Annotated in this window: 16 protein-coding genes; 11 read left to right on the top strand and 5 right to left on the bottom strand. The window is 71.0% G+C overall.

What is annotated here, in order from left to right; genetic code table 11:
- Positions 1 to 79: 79 nt before the first annotated feature.
- Positions 80 to 1,183 carry a serpin family protein gene (locus tag WA675_RS10595; RefSeq protein ID WP_336084041.1) on the bottom strand — a complete coding sequence of 368 codons (1,104 nt, stop codon included), beginning with the start codon at positions 1,181 to 1,183 and terminating at the stop codon, positions 80 to 82.
- Between the two features lie 71 nt (positions 1,184 to 1,254).
- Positions 1,255 to 2,265 (bottom strand): UvrD-helicase domain-containing protein, encoded by a 1,011-nt coding sequence (locus WA675_RS10590; protein ID WP_336084039.1) that lies wholly within the window; start codon positions 2,263 to 2,265, stop codon positions 1,255 to 1,257.
- A 16-nt stretch (positions 2,266 to 2,281) separates the two neighbouring features.
- Between WA675_RS10590 and WA675_RS10585 the strand changes: the two genes are divergently transcribed.
- Positions 2,282 to 2,806: a hypothetical protein gene (locus WA675_RS10585; RefSeq protein ID WP_336084038.1), complete on the top strand. Its 525-nt coding sequence runs from the start codon at positions 2,282 to 2,284 to the stop codon at positions 2,804 to 2,806.
- 12 nt (positions 2,807 to 2,818) lie between these two features.
- Here WA675_RS10585 and WA675_RS10580 read toward each other — a convergent pair whose 3' ends face one another.
- Positions 2,819 to 3,784 (bottom strand): quinone oxidoreductase family protein, encoded by a 966-nt coding sequence (locus WA675_RS10580; RefSeq protein ID WP_336084037.1) that lies wholly within the window; start codon positions 3,782 to 3,784, stop codon positions 2,819 to 2,821.
- 106 nt (positions 3,785 to 3,890) lie between these two features.
- Here WA675_RS10580 and WA675_RS10575 point away from each other — a divergent pair, with 106 nt between their 5' ends.
- Positions 3,891 to 4,466 carry a TetR/AcrR family transcriptional regulator gene (locus tag WA675_RS10575; protein ID WP_336084036.1) on the top strand — a complete coding sequence of 192 codons (576 nt, stop codon included), beginning with the start codon at positions 3,891 to 3,893 and terminating at the stop codon, positions 4,464 to 4,466.
- A 2-nt stretch (positions 4,467 to 4,468) separates the two neighbouring features.
- On the opposite strand, the gene WA675_RS10570 is transcribed toward WA675_RS10575, so the two are convergent.
- A complete protein-coding gene (locus WA675_RS10570) occupies positions 4,469 to 5,092 on the bottom strand; it encodes an alpha-ketoglutarate-dependent dioxygenase AlkB (RefSeq protein WP_336084034.1) in 624 nt (207 codons plus the stop codon).
- A gap of 41 nt (positions 5,093 to 5,133) precedes the next feature.
- On the bottom strand, positions 5,134 to 6,018 hold the full coding sequence (locus WA675_RS10565; protein WP_336084032.1) for an RNA polymerase sigma-70 factor: 885 nt from the start codon (positions 6,016 to 6,018) through the stop codon (positions 5,134 to 5,136).
- Between the two features lie 168 nt (positions 6,019 to 6,186).
- Between WA675_RS10565 and WA675_RS10560 the strand changes: the two genes are divergently transcribed.
- The 9 genes from WA675_RS10560 (at position 6,187) to carB (ending at position 16,431) form a co-directional block, all read left to right on the top strand.
- Positions 6,187 to 6,672: a carboxymuconolactone decarboxylase family protein gene (locus WA675_RS10560; protein WP_336084031.1), complete on the top strand. Its 486-nt coding sequence runs from the start codon at positions 6,187 to 6,189 to the stop codon at positions 6,670 to 6,672.
- 81 nt (positions 6,673 to 6,753) lie between these two features.
- The gene (locus tag WA675_RS10555) at positions 6,754 to 7,251 is read left to right on the top strand and encodes a VOC family protein (protein ID WP_336084030.1); all 498 of its coding nucleotides are present in this window, start codon (positions 6,754 to 6,756) and stop codon (positions 7,249 to 7,251) included.
- A complete protein-coding gene (locus WA675_RS10550) occupies positions 7,248 to 8,123 on the top strand; it encodes a MerR family transcriptional regulator (protein ID WP_336084027.1) in 876 nt (291 codons plus the stop codon). Before WA675_RS10555 ends, WA675_RS10550 begins: the two co-directional genes overlap by 4 nt.
- A 418-nt stretch (positions 8,124 to 8,541) precedes the next feature.
- On the top strand, positions 8,542 to 9,141 hold the full coding sequence (pyrR, locus tag WA675_RS10545; RefSeq protein ID WP_336084026.1) for a bifunctional pyr operon transcriptional regulator/uracil phosphoribosyltransferase PyrR: 600 nt from the start codon (positions 8,542 to 8,544) through the stop codon (positions 9,139 to 9,141).
- Positions 9,138 to 10,091, top strand: coding sequence for an aspartate carbamoyltransferase catalytic subunit (locus WA675_RS10540; protein WP_336084024.1), 954 nt, complete (start codon positions 9,138 to 9,140; stop codon positions 10,089 to 10,091). The genes pyrR and WA675_RS10540 overlap by 4 nt, the downstream gene beginning before the upstream one ends.
- The gene (locus tag WA675_RS10535) at positions 10,088 to 11,404 is read left to right on the top strand and encodes a dihydroorotase (protein WP_336084022.1); all 1,317 of its coding nucleotides are present in this window, start codon (positions 10,088 to 10,090) and stop codon (positions 11,402 to 11,404) included. Before WA675_RS10540 ends, WA675_RS10535 begins: the two co-directional genes overlap by 4 nt.
- Positions 11,397 to 11,903, top strand: coding sequence for a PH-like domain-containing protein (locus WA675_RS10530; RefSeq protein ID WP_336084020.1), 507 nt, complete (start codon positions 11,397 to 11,399; stop codon positions 11,901 to 11,903). Before WA675_RS10535 ends, WA675_RS10530 begins: the two co-directional genes overlap by 8 nt.
- Positions 11,900 to 13,069, top strand: a complete 1,170-nt coding sequence (carA, locus tag WA675_RS10525; protein ID WP_336084018.1) for a glutamine-hydrolyzing carbamoyl-phosphate synthase small subunit — start codon at positions 11,900 to 11,902, stop codon at positions 13,067 to 13,069. Before WA675_RS10530 ends, carA begins: the two co-directional genes overlap by 4 nt.
- Positions 13,069 to 16,431, top strand: a complete 3,363-nt coding sequence (carB, locus tag WA675_RS10520; protein WP_336084016.1) for a carbamoyl-phosphate synthase large subunit — start codon at positions 13,069 to 13,071, stop codon at positions 16,429 to 16,431. Before carA ends, carB begins: the two co-directional genes overlap by 1 nt.
- Positions 16,432 to 16,438: the final 7 nt, after the last annotated feature.

The raw sequence follows: 16,438 nt of genomic DNA, 5'->3' as shown, positions 1-16,438 counted from the left end.
CAGGATACGACCTCCGCTAGTCGTGTCGAAACCGAATCCTGTTGCTGAACAACGTGATCGACAAGAACAATTACCGGACTCACCACGGGCCACCCGGTATTCGGCCGGAGTCGCCGGTTCCGGTGGGCGTGGCCCACTCCCGCGGCGGCCGGGTGACCTGCCCCGCCACCAGGGCCAGCCCGCTCGGCCGGTCCACCGCGAGGAAGCCGAACGGGCGGTCGATCCGCACTGAGGTGAGGGTAGCCATCTCCGGCTGCGGAATGCCCGCCGCGACCGCCGCCATCGCCGTGACGGCGGCCGCCTCGAACCCGGCCGCGTCGAACCGCGCGACCACTTCCTGCGCGGCGGCGTCGAGCGCGAGCGCTTGCGGCGACAGGCCGGGGAAGTGCCCGTGGGTCGTGTCCCGCACCGCGACGAGACCGAACAGTGCCGCCTGATCGAACAGGTCGTGTGTCGAGCGCACCTCGAACGGCGGGAGCGTGAGCGACACGGAATCACCGCCGAAGGCCTCGCGCCGCTCCACGGTGAGACAGGGCGCGACCGTACCCGGGCCGAGTTCGGTGCGCACCGCGACCGCGCCGTCGAGGGCCGCGAGCCCGGTGGCCACCGCCCGGCCGGGCCCCTCGGCCCCGATCAGCAGGTGCACGTCCAGCTCCCCGCGCCCGGTGACGACCACCCGGGTGACCGTGTCGTCGAGAATCGACACCGAACCGTCGGGGTAGCTCCGGCGGTACAGACCCGGACCCCGGTGTCCCTGCCAGGGGCCGGATTCCGGGGTGTACAGCACCTCCATGAACGGCTCGGTCCAGCGGGTACGGGCCAGTAGCGCGGTCGCGAGGGCGAACAGCGTCTGTTCCGAGATCCGCACCGGGAACTTCTGGATCAGCCCGGCGGTGTGCTCGCGCGCCCACGCGTCCAGTTCCGCGGGATCGCCCAGCGTGCCCACGGTTCCGGCGGGCATGCTGCGCACCCACTCCGCGCGCAAGCCGATCTCCGGGCGCACCCACGCCCCGATCGCCGTGCGCACCTCCCGCGACGCGTCGAGGATCTTCAGCAGCTCGAGCCCGTTCGCGTGCCCGTCTTCGGCCGGAATGCCCGCTGCCGCAGCCAATTCCGCCCGGGCGGGCCCGTCGGCGCATCCGGCCAGGATCGCGAGCAACGGCCACACCCCCGCCGCCGACACGACACTGTCCTCGCCCCCGAATGTCGCGCACCACCGTCCCGTCAGCGCATTGGCCGACCGGACACCTGGCGTCACTGAACTCCCCATGCCCCGGATCCTACGGCCGACCACCGACATCCGGCCGGTCGCGGGCCGGTCCGTCCACGCAGGCAACCCCCAGCCACACCGCGTCGCGCGCCCGGGTGACGGCGAAGAACTGCTGCCGCATGATCAATTCGTAGCGCTCGCGATCCGCGTCGGTGCGTGCGGCGGCCGGTTCGGTGAACGGATGCAGGACCGCGCGGAAGTCCAATCCCTTGGCGCGGTGGGCCGTCCCGACCTCCCGCGTAGATGCGCTGCCGCCCGTCGCCGACCAGCAGCAACGCGTTCGGCGCGTCGCCGGTGAGAGCGTGGACCAGCCGCAGGCTCTGGACGGTCATGTCCTGTACTTCGTCCACGACGACTATCGCGTAGGGCCGGTCGAAGGGACGCCGCCGGACCTGGTCGAGCGCGGCGGTGATCAGATCGTTCGCGTCGTGGCAGCGCATGTCGGCGCGGATCGCCTCGTGCTGCCTGTACAACTCCCACACCTGCTCGCGCGCGCCGTCACGCAGGGCCACCTTGCGCCCGCGGCGCAGCAGCCGCCGGTACTGCCGGTAGTCGTCGACGCCGAGCCCGCGGCCCTTGATCACCCGGTCGATCTCCTCGCGCCAGTAGCGGATATCGCTCGAGATCCCGGCCAGCGGACCGTGCGCGCGCACCCGGGACCAGGCGCGGGCGAAGGCGGTGTCGGCACGGTCGAGATCCATCTCGAACGGCACACCGCGCCGGGCGAGCAGATCACGCGCCCAGGCGTGCAGATTGGTGAACTCGGCGCGCGCGGCGACCGGCGGTGCCATCTGGGTGAACGCCGCCCGCTGATACGGCGGCAGGTTCTTGGCCAGCGTCGTGTAGAGCAGGGGGCCGGTGGAGCGGCGCGCCTGATACGCCATGCGGTGCAGGGCGAGCACCGTCTTCCCGGTGCCCGCCGGTCCCGCGATCCGCGCCGGGCCCTGGTAGTTGCGGGCGACCAGCGCGTTCTGCGCCGGGTCCAGAAATGTCATCCAGGTGGGAAACGGCTTGGCCGACGCCTCGGAGCAGGGACCCCAGCCGCGCCGCCGTGGTGACGACGAAGCGTCCGTCGGTGTCCACATGTCGCCCGGCGGGCAGGACGAACACCAGATCGACCGTCTCCCGGACGAATTCGGTGCCGTGCGGCCCGAGGGCGATCCCGGTGACGAGGTGTTCGGCCTGGGCGCGGGCGCGGCGCAGGGTCGCCTCGTCGGGAAGCTCGTCGACCACGTGCAGCGCGAGCACCCCACCGGGACCGATGGCGAGTGCGGCACAGCGCGGCGCCGGTGCGGGCTGGACGGTGTGCGGCAGCAGCCGCCACTGCCCGCGCCCGTGCAGCAGCAGCGCGGCGAAGACGGTGACGAGCCCGCCGGGCACCGGGCCCCGCACCGTCTCGGTGATCGCCCGCTCCGCGCGCAGGCGCTGAATCTCCCGGTCATTGCTGGACGTCATCCGGCCACCCCGCTTGGTCCGTACTGCAGCGTCGTGTCCATTGTCGGCGAAAGGGCAAGCAGCAGAGGGCATTTCGGATGATCCTGGGTCTGGTCAGGGTCGCAACAGCACCGTGCCCAGGGCGCGGCGGTCCTCGAGCCTGCGGTGCGCGCGGGCGGCCTCGGCCAGGGGGAGCACTGTGTCGAGGCGGGGTGCGAGGGTGCCGTCGGCCGCGGCGGCCAGGGCAGGCGCCTGCTGGGCGGCGACCTCGGCGAGCCAGGCCGGGCCCGCGCAGCCGGTGAGGGTGAGGCCGCGCAGGATCAGGTCCGTGGCGGTGAGCTGGGCGGGGGCGCCGGTGAGCCAGCCGTAGCTGAGGATGCGGCCGCGCAGCGGGGTGATCAGGTCCAGCAGGGGAGTCAGGGACTCGCCGCCGAGGGAATCGAAGACCACGTCGACAGTGCGCCCGGCGAGCAGCGTGGCCAGCCGGTCGGCCCAGTCGGGGGCGGTGTGGTCGAGCACCTCGTGGGCGCCGTGTTCGCGTGCCAGCCGCCCCTTCTCGGGTCCGCCCGCCGTGCCGATGACGCGCGCGCCCGCGGCGGCGCACAGCCGGGTCAGGTAGCTGCCGATGCCGGTCGCGGCGGCCTCGACCAGGACGGTCTCGCCCGCGGTGACCCGCGCGGCGCGCAGCAGGGCGAGCGTCACCGAACCCGGCATCAGGGCCGCGGCCGCCCGGTCGGTGTCCAGGCCGTCGGGGATCACGGTCACCGAATCCGTGTCGGCGGCGACGTATTCGGCGTAGGCGCCGAAGCCGCTGGTCGAGGCGGCCACCCGGGCCCCCGCGAGGGCTGGATCGGCGTCCTCGCCCACCTCCACCACGGTCCCCGCGACCTGGAAGCCGAACACCGCGGGCAGCGGCGCCGGGAACGGGAAGGTGCCCGCGCGCATCTTCGTCTCGGGGTAGAGCACCGGGATCGCCTCGGCCCGCACGAGCACCTGCCCGGCGCCGGGACGGGGCTGTTCCACCTGCCGGGCGACCAGCACCTCCGGGTCGCCGGTCTCGGTCATTACGATTGCCTGCATCAGAACTCCATAAGTTGACTGCCGGTCCAGGTATCGTTTCACGACGACGATATGGACCGGCGGTCAACTTGTCAACGGATCGGCGGCTGCCGGGAAAGCGGGTGTGATGACCGGGCGCCGTCCCACCGAACGTGCCGACGCGGCGCGCAACCGTCGCGCGATCCTCGATGCCACTGCCGCGCTGCTGGCCGAACATGGTGCCGCCGGGGTGACGATGGAGCGCGTCGCGGCTGCCGCGGGTGTCGGCAAGGGCACGATCTTCCACCGGTTCGGCAGCCGCTCCGGCCTGCTCTACGAACTCGTCGCCGAGGGGGCGATCGCCCTGATGGCGGCGGTCACCGAGGGGCCGCCGCCGCTGGGTCCCGGCGCGCCCGCGGCCGACCGGCTGCTGGCCTTCTTCGACGCGATCACGCGTCTGTTCACCGACGACGTCGAGCTGATCGCCGCCTATCAGGCCATGCCCCCGCATCCGCGCAGCGCCGAATTCCACGCCTTCTGGGCCGAGCACATCGCCTCGTTGCTGCGGGAGGCGCGGCCGGATATCGACGCGGAGGCCGTCGGCGCGCTGCTGCTGTCGGCCGTCGGTGGGGAGGCCGGGCAGCGGATGGCCAGGGCCGGTGAGGCCGAACGTCTGCGCGCGGCGGTGCGCGAACTGGTCGGCTCGGTGCTGCGCGCGGGCTGAGCTCAGCGCACGTCGCGCGGCCGGAACTGGATACTGATGCGCGGCCCCACCGGACGCGTGGTCTTGGGTACCGCGTGCTCCCAGGTGCGCTGACACGCCCCGCCCATCACCAGCAGATCGCCGTGCCCGGCGGTGAAGCGCAGGCTGGCGCCGCCACCGCGCGGGCGCAGCAGCAGGCTGCGCGCGGCGCCCACCGACACGATGGCGACCATGGTGTCGGTGGTGGCGCCACGGCCGATGGTGTCGCCGTGCCAGGCGACGCTGTCGCGGCCGTCGCGATAGAAGCACAGGCCCGCCGTGCGAAACGGTTCGCCCAGCTCGGCGGCATAGTGCGCGCTCAGTGCGGTGCGCGCCGCCACCAGGATCCGGTCGGGGAGCGGATCGTGCTCGCCGTAGAACGAGACCAGCCGCGGCACATCGACCACTCGGTCGTACATCGGCCTGCGCTCGGCGTGCCACGGCACCCGCTCGGCCAGCCGCTCGAACACCGTGCTCGCGCCGCCGAGCCAGCCGGGGAGCACGTCGACCCAGGCCGTCGCGTCGAGCTGGGTGCGCCGGATCGCCTCGATCGGACCCAGCGCCACCGCGTCACCGTCGAACAGCGAACCTTGCAGGGGCAGCGACATGCGAGCCAGTCTAGCGCGTGTTCGAACGAATGTTCGAACACTCAGCGGGTGACGGTGACCGCGTCGTCGAGATGCGCCAGCTTCTCGGGGTTGCGGACCAGGTAGAGGCCGGTGATCGCGCCGTCGTCGATGCGCAGCGCGGCCACCACGTCGAGCACCCCGTCGACCCGGATGGTGATCGCCGGTCCGCCGTTGACCTGCACGAGCTCGGTGGTCACCGCCCCCGGAATGCGCGGGATACCCCGCGACAGCAACCGCGCCACCCGGTCCGCGCCGACCACCGGCCGCACCACCGCCTTGACGATCCCGCCGCCGTCGGCCAGCAGCACCACATCCGGCGCGAGCAGATCGAGCAGCCCCTGCAGATCGCCGGTCCGCACCGCGTGCCCGAAGGCCGCGACGGCATCGCGGCTCTGCGCGGAAGTCACCGTCCCGCGCGGCCTGCGGGCCGCCACATGCGCCCGCGCCCGGTGCGCGATCTGGCGCACCGCGTCCTGGGACTTGCCCACCGCCTCGGCGATCTCGTCGTACCCCAGATCGAAGACCTCGCGCAGCACGAACACCGCGCGCTCGACCGGGGCCAGGGTCTCGAGCACCAGCAGCATCGCCATCGAGACGCTGTCGGCCAGCGCCACGTCCTCGGCCACATCGGGCGTGGTCAGCAGCGGTTCCGGCAGCCACGGGCCGACATAGGTCTCCTTGCGGCGGCCCAACGTGCGCAGCCGGGTCAGCGACTGGCGGGTGGTGATGCGGACCAGATAGGCGCGCGCGTCGCGCACGGTCGCGTGGTCGACATCGACCCAGCGCAGCCAGGTCTCCTGCAGCACGTCCTCGGCGTCGGCGGCCGAGCCGATCATCTCGTAGGCGACGGTGAACAGCAGGTTGCGGTGGGCGACGAACGCCTCGGTGGCCGTGTCGGTGCTCATGCTCGGTCCTTCTGTCGCGGGAGTGGTCGCCCATCAGACGCCGGTGCCCGGTGTTCTGTGACACCTCTGTCCGGTGATACACGTCACGATCGCGAGCTGTCACGGGCGGGCCGGATCGAGCGTCTTGTGTTCGACCACGCACCGACACCACGAAATGAGGACGACATCATGAACGCCCGATTCGACATGCTCGGCAATGCCCTCGCCACCCGGTTCGCCAAGCGCTTCGCCGCCGCGGCCCTGGTCCTGGACCAGTCCCCGCTGCCGACGACCACGAAGGAACTGGTCAGCCTGCGGGCCAGCCAGATCAACGGCTGCGGGTTCTGCACCGACATGCACACCAAGGACGCCACGGCGGCGGGGGAGTCGGCGGTGCGGCTCAACCTGGTCGCCGCCTGGCGCGAGGCCCTCGTGTTCACCGAGGCCGAGCGGGCCGCGCTCGCGCTCACCGAGGAGGCGACCCGGCTGGCCGATCACCATCGCGGGGTCTCCGACGAGACCTGGGCGGCGGTGCGCGAGCACTACACCGACGACGAGATCGCCGCCCTGATCTCGCTGATCGGCCTGGTCAATGCCGCCAACCGGATGAACGTGATCGTCCGCATGCCCGCCGGATCCTATGAGCCGGGCATGTTCGAGGCCTTCGCCGGCTGATCTCCGGTGCGCGTCGTCGCCGTGGGCCCGCGGCGACGACGGCCTTGACCCTGACGCGACGTCAGGGTCGACGATCACCCCATGACAGAAACCTTCCCCGCCTTCGATATCAGCCCCGTCCCCGCGCCGGGGCCCGACACCGTCGCGCCGGAGCTCTTCCGCGGCATCTACGGCATGCCGATGTTCGTCACCGTGCCGACACCCGACCTCGCCGCCTCACTCGATTTCTGGTCGCGCGGCCTGGGCTTCTTCGATCTGTTCTCGGTCCCGGATCAGGTGACGCACCTGCGCCGCTGGGCGTTCCAGGACGTGCTGCTGGTGCCCGGAGAACCGCAGGCAGGCAGCGACCTGACGGTCAGCTTCTCCTGTGTGCTCGGCGAGATCGACGCCATCGCCACGGCGTGTGAAGCTCTGGTTCCCGGGTGCACGGCGGGCCCGCGGTCCATGCCGTGGGGTTCGCTGGAACTCGAGGTCCGGACCCCGGAGAACACGCGGGTGATCATGACCGCGGCCCGTCCCTACGATCCGGACAGTCCGGCGGCCGCGCACCTGCGGTCGATGGGTATCGACGCGCCGTGACCGGGTCCGGGCACGGCAGACTGGTCGACGTGCCCGTCTCCGATCACCGCACGGTGGGCGCCGCGGCCGGACTGCTCGGCGTCACCACCCGCACACTGCACCACTGGGACGCGGTCGGCCTGGTCTGCCCGTCCGACCGCTCCGCCGTCGGCTACCGCCTCTATACCTCCGCCGACCTGGCCCGGGCCCAGCGCGTGCTGATCTACCGCGAACTCGGCGTGCCGCTCGACGAGATCGCCGCGCTGCTCGACGCCACCGCCGACGCGGGACTGGCCGCGCTGCGGGCCCAGCGCGCGCAACTCGGCACCCGCATCGACCGCCTCCAGCGGATGGCCGACGCCGTCGACCGGATGATCGAGGCGAGACAGTCCGGCATCTCGCTCACCGACGAGGAACAGCTCGCCCTGTTCGGCCCGCACTGGCAGCCCACCTGGGTCGAGCAGGCCCGCGACCGCTGGGGCGAGACCGAGCAGTGGGCCCAGTACGCCGAACGCGCCGCGGGCCGCACCCACGCCGAGTGGGCACGCCTCACCGCCGACACCGAAACCCTGCACGCCGACCTCGCCACCGCCCGCCGCTCCGGCCTGCGCCCCGGCACCCCCGCGGCGAACGCCCTGGCCGAACGACACCGCGCCTCGTTCACCCCCTACTTCGACTGCACGCACGCCATGCACGTCTGCCTCGCCCGCCGTTTCGTCACCGACCCCGGCTACACCGAGTTCTACGACTCCCTCGCCCCTGGCCTCACCGTCTGGCTGTCCGACGTCATCGCCGCCAATGCCCAGGCCAACGGCGTGGATCCCGCGACGGCCACCTGGGGATCGCGACGGCCACCTGGGGATGACGCCGAGCGAACCGGGTCGCCCGCGTAGCACCGCGGTCGGCCGGGCACGAACGCCCGGTGTTCGTTCCCGCCGTCGAGATCGCCCCCGTTCGTGAATGTGGTCACCCGCTCGGGCATGCCACAGCCGCCATCCCGGCGCTCGGCGACCGGAAATTCCCGCGCTCGCAGGGCTTTCGGGACCTGGTGTGATCGCAGCCGCACGACCGTGCCCCCGACCGGCCGGGGTGGCGGCGCTCACAGGCGCCATCACCTGGTCAAAGTGCCCTCCCGGCGCTGATAAGCTGACGGGCGAGTTAGGCATCCTTTAACGGACCGTCCGGTGAGGCGGGGAAGGAGGTCGGCATGGCTGTGCCCGAACGGGCGGCCGGATCCGGCGTGAGCGAGCATGCGAGCCAACCAGCGACGCAGCGCGCATCGCGCGGCTGTCCGCCGAGCGAGGTGGCCAGGTGAGCGAAACGTCGCAGCGGCACACCCCGGAATGGGTGGCGGGCGGACGTGAGCTGCTCTCGCCCTCGGATGTGCAACGCACCATCGCGCGGATCGCGCACCAGATCATCGAGAAGACCGCCCTGGATTCCGGCGACGCCGACGCACCGCGGGTGGTTCTCATGGGAATCCCGACCCGCGGCACCACCCTCGCCACCCGGCTCGCCGCCAAGATCGAGGAATTCTCCGGTGTCCGGCCCGCCCTCGGCTCGCTCGACATCACCCTCTACCGCGACGACCTGCGCAGCCGTCCGCACCGCCCGCTCGAGCGCACCTCCGTGCCCGACGGCGGCATCGAGCACGCCCTGGTCGTGCTCGTCGACGACGTGCTGTTCTCCGGCCGTACCGTCCGCTCGGCCCTCGACGGCCTGCGCGACCTCGGCCGCCCCCGCGCCGTCCAGCTGGCCGTGCTCATCGACCGCGGACATCGCGAACTCCCGATCCGCGCCGACTACGTGGGCAAGAACGTGCCCACCTCGCGCGCCGAGGACATCTCGGTGCTGCTGAGCGAACACGACGGCCACGACGGTGTGTACCTGCATCAGGAGGCTCAGGCGTGAAACACCTGTTGACGGTCGCCGATCTCGATCGCGGCGCCGCCACCGAACTCCTCGACGAGGCCGAGCGCTTCGAACAGGCCCTGCTGGGCCGCGAGGTGAAGAAACTGCCGACCCTGCGCGGTCGCACCGTGATGACGGTGTTCTACGAGAACTCCACCCGCACCCGCGTGTCCTTCGAGGTCGCGGGCAAGTGGATGAGCGCCGACGTGATCAATGTGAGCGCGTCGAGTTCCTCGGTCTCCAAGGGCGAATCGCTGCGTGACACCGCGCTCACCCTGCACGCCGCCGGTGCCGACGCGCTGATCGTGCGCCACCCCGCCTCCGGCGCCGCGCATCAGATCGCGCGCTGGATGGAACAGTGGGCGCGCGAGGAGAACCGCGCCGCGCCCTCGATCATCAACGCCGGTGACGGCACCCACCAGCACCCCACCCAGGCGCTGCTCGACGCGCTGACCCTGCGTCAGCGCCTCGGCGACATCGAGGGCAAGCGGATCGTGCTGGTCGGCGACATCCTGCACAGCCGGGTCGCCCGCTCGAACGTCGTGCTGCTGAACACCCTCGGCGCCGAGGTGGTGCTGGTCGCGCCGCGCACCCTGCTGCCGGTGGGCGTGGAGTCCTGGCCGTGCCGGATCGCCACCTCGCTGGACGCGGAACTGCCCGGCGCCGACGCGGTGATGATGTTGCGCGTGCAGGCCGAGCGGATGAACGGCGGCTTCTTCCCGTCGGCGCGCGAATACTCGATCAACTACGGACTGTCCGAGCGCAGGCTGGCCCTGCTCGGCGACGACGCCGTGGTGCTGCACCCCGGTCCGATGCTGCGCGGTATGGAGATCGCCTCGGCGGTCGCCGATTCGCCGAAGGCGGCGGTGCTGCAGCAGGTCTCGAACGGAGTGCACATGCGGATGGCCGTGTTGTTCCGGCTGCTCGTGGGCCAGGAGGAAACGGTATGAGTGAGCTGCTGATCAAGAACGTCCGCCCCTACGGCGAGGGCGAACCGGTCGACGTGCTGGTGCGCGACACCGTGATCGCCGCGATCGGCACCGGCCTCGACGCCGCGAACGCCGAGGTCATCGAGGGCGGCGGGCAGATCCTGCTGCCCGGCTTCGTCGACCTGCACACCCACCTGCGCGAACCCGGCCGCGAAGACACCGAGACCATCGAAACCGGTTCCGCCGCCGCCGCGCTGGGCGGGTACACCGCGGTGTTCGCCATGGCCAACACCAACCCGGTCGCCGACTCGCACGTCATCACCGATCACGTGTGGCGGCGCGGCCAGGAGGTCGGCCTGGTCGACGTGTTCCCGGTCGGCGCGGTCACCGTGGGTCTCGAGGGCAAGCAGCTCGCCGAGATGGGCACCATGGCCGCCGGTGTCGGCCGGGTGCGGATGTTCTCCGACGACGGCCACTGCGTCTACGACCCGCTGATCATGCGCCGCGCCCTCGAATACGCGAACTCCCTGGGCGTGCTCATCGCCCAGCACGCCGAGGAACCCCGCCTGACCAAGGGCGCCGTCGCGCACGAGGGCCCCAATGCCGCCCGCCTGGGTCTGGCCGGGTGGCCGCGCGCCGCCGAGGAGTCCATCGTCGCGCGCGACGCGCTGCTGGCCCGCGACGCCGGAGCGCGCGTGCACATCTGCCACGCCTCCACCGCGGGCACCGTCGAACTGGTGAAATGGGCCAAGTCCCAGGGCATCTCGATCACCGCCGAGGTCACCCCGCACCACCTGCTGCTCGACGACACCCGCCTGGAGACCTACGACGCGGTCAACAAGGTGAACCCGCCGCTGCGCGAGTCCGCCGACGTGGCCGCGCTGCGCCAGGCACTGGCCGAGGGCGTCATCGACTGCGTCGCCACCGACCACGCCCCGCACGCCGAGCAGGACAAGTGCTGCGAGTTCGCCGCCGCCCGCCCCGGCATGCTGGGCCTGGAGACCGCGCTGTCGATCATCGTGCAGACGATGGTGGCGCCCGGCCTGCTGGACTGGCGCGGCGTGGCGAAGGTGATGAGCGAGAAGCCCGCCGCGATCGTCGGCCTCGACGACCACGGCCGCCCCATCGCCGTCGGCGAACCGGCCAACCTCACCCTGATCGACCCCGACGCCGAGTGGACGGTGCGCGGCGCCGAACTCGCCAGCATCTCGAACAACACCCCGTTCGAGGACATGACGTTCCCGGCCCAGGTGACAGCCACCGTGCTGCGCGGCCGGGTGACTGCCCGCGAGGGCAAAGCGGTCGGGATCCGAGGAGGCCAGGAACGTGGATAGAGCTCTGTGGGTGGTGGGGTGTCTGGCCCTGTTCCTGCTGTGCCTGTGGCTGATGTACCGGGCGTGGCACAAGAAGGCCGCGCGCCAGCGCGACCGCATCGGCGAACTGCCGACGGTACCCACCGAACTGGGCGCGCAGCTGCTCGAGCCGACCACCGGCCTCTACCTGGGCAGCACCATCGCGCCCAGCTGGCAGGACCGGATCGCGGTCGGTGACCTGGGCTTCCGGGCGACCGCCGAACTGACCCGGTTCGAGCGCGGAATCCTGCTCGAGCGCGACGGGGCCACGCCGATCTGGATCCCGCAGGAATCCGTGACGGCCGTGCGCACCGAGCGCGGTCACGCGGGCAAGGTGATGACGAACAATGGTGTGCTGGTGATTCGCTGGACACTGCCGAGCGGAACCGAGATCGATACCGGTTTCCGCGGCGACGACAAGACGGTGTACCCGGCATGGACCGCGGATGCGACCAGGGTGACGACGGGAGACGAGGAATGACACAAGCATCGCAGCGCGATTCCGTGGGGGGCGGCGGTCGGGTGACGGGCGGGCGCAAGACCAAAGCGGCTCTGGTGCTGGAGGACGGCCGCGTGTTCCGCGGTACCGCCTTCGGCGCCGAGGGACAGACGCTCGGTGAGGCCGTGTTCTGCACGGCCATGACCGGCTACCAGGAAACCCTGACCGACCCCAGCTACGACCGCCAGATCGTGGTGGCCACGGCCCCGCAGATCGGCAACACGGGCTGGAACGACGAGGACGACGAGTCCGGCAAGATCTGGGTCGCCGGCTACGCCGTGCGCGACCCCTCGCGCGTGTCCTCCAACTGGCGCGCCAACGGCACCCTGCAGGACCAGCTCGACCGCCAGAACGTGGTCGGCATCGCCGGGATCGACACCCGCGCGGTGGTGCGTCACCTGCGCACCCGCGGTTCGATGAAGGCGGGCATCTTCTCCGGCGCCGCACTGGCCGCCGACGACGAACTGCTGGCCCGGGTCAACGGCCAGGCCTCGATGCTCGGCGCCGACCTGGCCGAAGAGGTCAGCACCGATGGCATGTACACGATCGAACCGGTCGGCGAGCACCGCTTCACCGTCGTCGCGGTCGACCTGGGCATCAAGACCAACACCCCGCGCATGTTCGCCGAGCGCGGCGTACGCACCCACGTGGTGCCGTCGAACACCTCCCTCGACGACATCCTCGCGCTGAACCCCAACGGCGTGTTCCTCTCGAACGGCCCCGGCGACCCGGCCACCCAGACCGGCGCGATCGCGCTGACCCAGGGTGTGCTCGAGCGCGGGATCCCGCTGTTCGGCATCTGCTTCGGCAACCAGATCCTGGGCCGGGCGCTGGGCCGTAACACCTACAAGATGAAGTTCGGCCACCGCGGCATCAACATCCCCGTCGTGGAAGAGGGCACCGGCCGCATCTCCATCACCGCGCAGAACCACGGCTTCGCCCTCGAGGGCGAGAAGGGCGAGGTGTTCGACACGCCCTTCGGCAAGGCCCAGGTCTCCCACATCTGCGCCAACGACGGCACCGTCGAGGGTGTGCGACTGATCGACGGTCGTGCCTTCTCGGTGCAGTACCACCCCGAGGCCGCCGCAGGCCCGCACGACGCCGCATACCTGTTCGACCGTTTCGCCGGTCTCATGGAAGGAGCCTGATGCCTCGCCGCGAGGATCTGAAGCACATCCTGGTGATCGGTTCCGGACCGATCGTGATCGGCCAGGCGTGCGAATTCGACTACTCCGGCACCCAGGCGTGCCGGGTGCTGCGGTCCGAGGGACTGCGCGTATCGCTGGTGAACTCCAACCCGGCGACCATCATGACCGACCCCGAGTTCGCCGACTCCACCTACGTGGAGCCGATCACCCCGGAGTTCGTCGAGAAGGTCATCGAGAAGGAGCGTCCCGACGCCATTCTCGCCACCCTGGGCGGCCAGACCGCGCTCAACACCGCGGTCGCGCTGCACGAGCGCGGGGTGCTGGAGAAGTACAACGTCGAGCTGATCGGCGCCGACTTCGACGCCATCCAGCGCGGTGAGGACCGGCAGAAGTTCAAGGACATCGTCGCCAAGGTCGGCGGCGAATCCGCCCGCTCCAAGGTCTGTTACACCATGGACGAGGTCCGCGAGACCGTCGCCGAACTCGGCTTCCCGGTCGTCGTGCGTCCCTCGTTCACCATGGGTGGCCTCGGCTCGGGCATGGCCTACAACGACGAGGACCTCGACCGCATCGCCGGTGGCGGCCTCGCCGCCTCGCCGACCGCGAACGTCCTGATCGAGGAGTCCATCCTCGGCTGGAAGGAATACGAGCTCGAGCTCATGCGCGACGGCCGCGACAATGTGGTCATCGTCTGCTCGATCGAGAACGTCGACCCGATGGGCGTGCACACCGGCGACTCGATGACCGTGGCCCCGGCCATGACCCTCACCGACCGCGAATACCAGAAGATGCGCGATCTCGGCATCGCCATCCTGCGCGAGGTCGGCGTCGACACCGGCGGCTGCAACATCCAGTTCGCGGTGGACCCCAAGGACGGTCGCCTGATCGTCATCGAGATGAACCCGCGCGTCTCGCGCTCCTCGGCGCTGGCCTCCAAGGCCACCGGCTTCCCGATCGCCAAGATCGCCGCCAAGCTGGCCATCGGCTACACCCTCGACGAGATCGTCAACGACATCACCGGCGAGACCCCGGCCTGCTTCGAGCCGACCCTGGACTACGTCGTGGTCAAGGCCCCGCGCTTCGCCTTCGAGAAGTTCCCCGGCGCCGACGACACCCTCACCACCACCATGAAGTCGGTGGGTGAGGCCATGTCGATGGGCCGCAACTTCTCCGAGGCCCTCGGCAAGGTACTGCGCTCGCTCGAGACCAAGGTCACCAGCTTCTGGACCCTCGACGACGGGCAGTGGGCGCCGAAGGATCCCAGCGACCCGGCGTCGGTGCGCGCGGCGATCGAGGCCATCCTCGCCGACCTGCGCGTGCCCACCGAAGGCCGCATCTACCAGGTCGAGCGCGCGCTGCGCTACGGCGCGAGCATCGAGGAGACCGCGCTGGCCTCCGGCGTCGACCCGTGGTTCGTCGCCGAGGTCGCCGGACTGGTCGAGCTGCGCCAGGAGATCCTGGACGCGCCCGTCCTCGACGAGGACCTGCTGCGCCGCGCCAAGCACTACGGCCTGTCCGACCGTCAGCTCGCCGCCCTGCGGCCCGAGCTGGCCGGTGAGTCGGGCGTGCGCTCGCTGCGCCACCGGCTCGGGGTGCGCCCGGTCTTCAAGACCGTCGACACCTGCGCCGCCGAGTTCGAGGCCAAGACGCCGTACCACTACAGCGCCTACGAGCTCGATCCCGGCGCCGAGTCCGAGGTCGCGCCGCAGCACGAGCGCGACAAGGTGATCATCCTCGGCTCGGGCCCCAACCGCATCGGTCAGGGCATCGAGTTCGACTACTCGTGTGTGCACGCCGCGCAGACCCTCTCGGCCGCGGGCTACGAGACCGTCATGGTCAACTGCAACCCCGAGACCGTCTCCACCGACTACGACACCGCCGACCGTCTCTACTTCGAGCCGCTCACCTTCGAGGACGTCCTCGAGGTGTACCACGCCGAAGCCGAGTCGGGCACCGTCGCCGGTGTCATCGTGCAGCTCGGCGGGCAGACCCCGCTGAGCCTGGCGCAGCGGCTCACCGACGCGGGCGTGCCCGTCGTCGGTACCTCCGCCGCCGCCATCGACCTGGCCGAGGACCGCGGCGAATTCGGTGACGTGCTCGTCGCCGCCGGACTGCCCGCGCCCAAGTACGGCACCGCCACCACGGTCGAGCAGGCCAAGAAGATCGCCGCCACCATCGGCTACCCGGTGCTGGTGCGCCCGTCCTACGTGCTGGGCGGTCGCGGCATGGAGATCGTCTACGACGAGAAGTCCCTCGAGGGCTACATCTCCCGCGCCACCGAGCTCAACCCCGAGCACCCGGTGCTGGTCGACCGCTTCCTGGAAGACGCCATCGAGATCGACGTCGACGCCCTGTGCGACGGCGAGGAGGTCTACCTCGGCGGCGTGATGGAACACATCGAGGAAGCCGGTATCCACTCCGGTGACTCCGCCTGCGCGCTGCCTCCGATCACCCTGGGCCGCAGCGACATCGAGGCCGTGCGCCGCTCCACCATCGCGCTGGCCAAGGGCATCGGCGTCAAGGGCCTGCTCAATGTGCAGTACGCCCTCAAGGACGACGTGCTCTACGTCCTCGAGGCCAACCCGCGCGCCAGCCGCACGGTGCCGTTCGTCTCCAAGGCCACCGCGGTCCCGCTCGCGAAGGCCTGCGCGCGCGTCATGCTCGGCGCCTCGATCGCCGACCTGCGCAAGGAAGGCATGCTGCCGCCCGAGGGCGACGGCGGCCACGTGCCCCTCGACGCGCCGGTCGCGGTCAAGGAAGCCGTGCTGCCCTTCCACCGGTTCCGTCGCGCCGACGGCTCCGGCGTGGACTCGCTGCTCTCCCCGGAGATGAAGTCCACCGGCGAGGTCATGGGCATCGACGCCGATTTCGGCACCGCCTTCGCCAAGAGCCAGGCCGCCGCCTACGGCTCGCTGCCCACCGAGGGCACCGTGTTCGTCTCGATCGCCAACCGCGACAAGCGAGCCATGGTGTTCCCGATCAAGCGCCTGCACGACCTGGGCTTCCGCATCCTCGCCACCGAGGGCACCGCGGAAACCCTGCGCCGCAACGGCATTCCGTGCGAGCAGGTGCGCAAGCACTCCGACCCGGACGCGGTCGACCCCGAGACCGGCACCCCGCTGGCCTCGATCGTCGAGCAGATCCGCGACGGCGAGATCGACATCGTGTTCAACACCCCCTACGGCAACTCGGGCCCCCGCGTGGACGGCTACGAGATCCGCACCGCCGCGGTGGGCGCGAACATCCCGTGCATCACCACCGTGCAGGGCGCGGCCGCGGCGGTGCAGGGCATCGAGGCGAGCATCAACGGCGGCATCGGCGTGCGCTCGCTGCAGGAACTGCACTCGGTGCTGCGTGGCTGATCAGGAC

The organism is Nocardia sp. SSK8, assembly GCF_037034205.1.
Taxonomy (GTDB): Bacteria; Actinomycetota; Actinomycetes; order Mycobacteriales; family Mycobacteriaceae; genus Nocardia.
Note: the sequence above shows the minus strand (reverse complement) of the source record. Positions and strands in the feature narration are given on the sequence as shown.

What these genes read in the sequence shown, in the direction of transcription:
- WA675_RS10590 (WP_336084039.1), bottom strand. Translation starts at nt 2,265, where the DNA reads ATGACATTTCTGGACCCGGCGCAGAACGCGCTGGTCGCCCGCAACTAC.
- WA675_RS10580 (WP_336084037.1), bottom strand. Translation starts at nt 3,784, where the DNA reads ATGCAGGCAATCGTAATGACCGAGACCGGCGACCCGGAGGTGCTGGTC.
- WA675_RS10575 (WP_336084036.1), top strand. Translation starts at nt 3,891, where the DNA reads ATGACCGGGCGCCGTCCCACCGAACGTGCCGACGCGGCGCGCAACCGT.
- WA675_RS10570 (WP_336084034.1), bottom strand. Translation starts at nt 5,092, where the DNA reads ATGTCGCTGCCCCTGCAAGGTTCGCTGTTCGACGGTGACGCGGTGGCG.
- WA675_RS10565 (WP_336084032.1), bottom strand. Translation starts at nt 6,018, where the DNA reads ATGAGCACCGACACGGCCACCGAGGCGTTCGTCGCCCACCGCAACCTG.
- WA675_RS10560 (WP_336084031.1), top strand. Translation starts at nt 6,187, where the DNA reads ATGAACGCCCGATTCGACATGCTCGGCAATGCCCTCGCCACCCGGTTC.
- WA675_RS10555 (WP_336084030.1), top strand. Translation starts at nt 6,754, where the DNA reads ATGACAGAAACCTTCCCCGCCTTCGATATCAGCCCCGTCCCCGCGCCG.
- WA675_RS10535 (WP_336084022.1), top strand. Translation starts at nt 10,088, where the DNA reads ATGAGTGAGCTGCTGATCAAGAACGTCCGCCCCTACGGCGAGGGCGAA.
- carA (WP_336084018.1), top strand. Translation starts at nt 11,900, where the DNA reads ATGACACAAGCATCGCAGCGCGATTCCGTGGGGGGCGGCGGTCGGGTG.
- carB (WP_336084016.1), top strand. Translation starts at nt 13,069, where the DNA reads ATGCCTCGCCGCGAGGATCTGAAGCACATCCTGGTGATCGGTTCCGGA.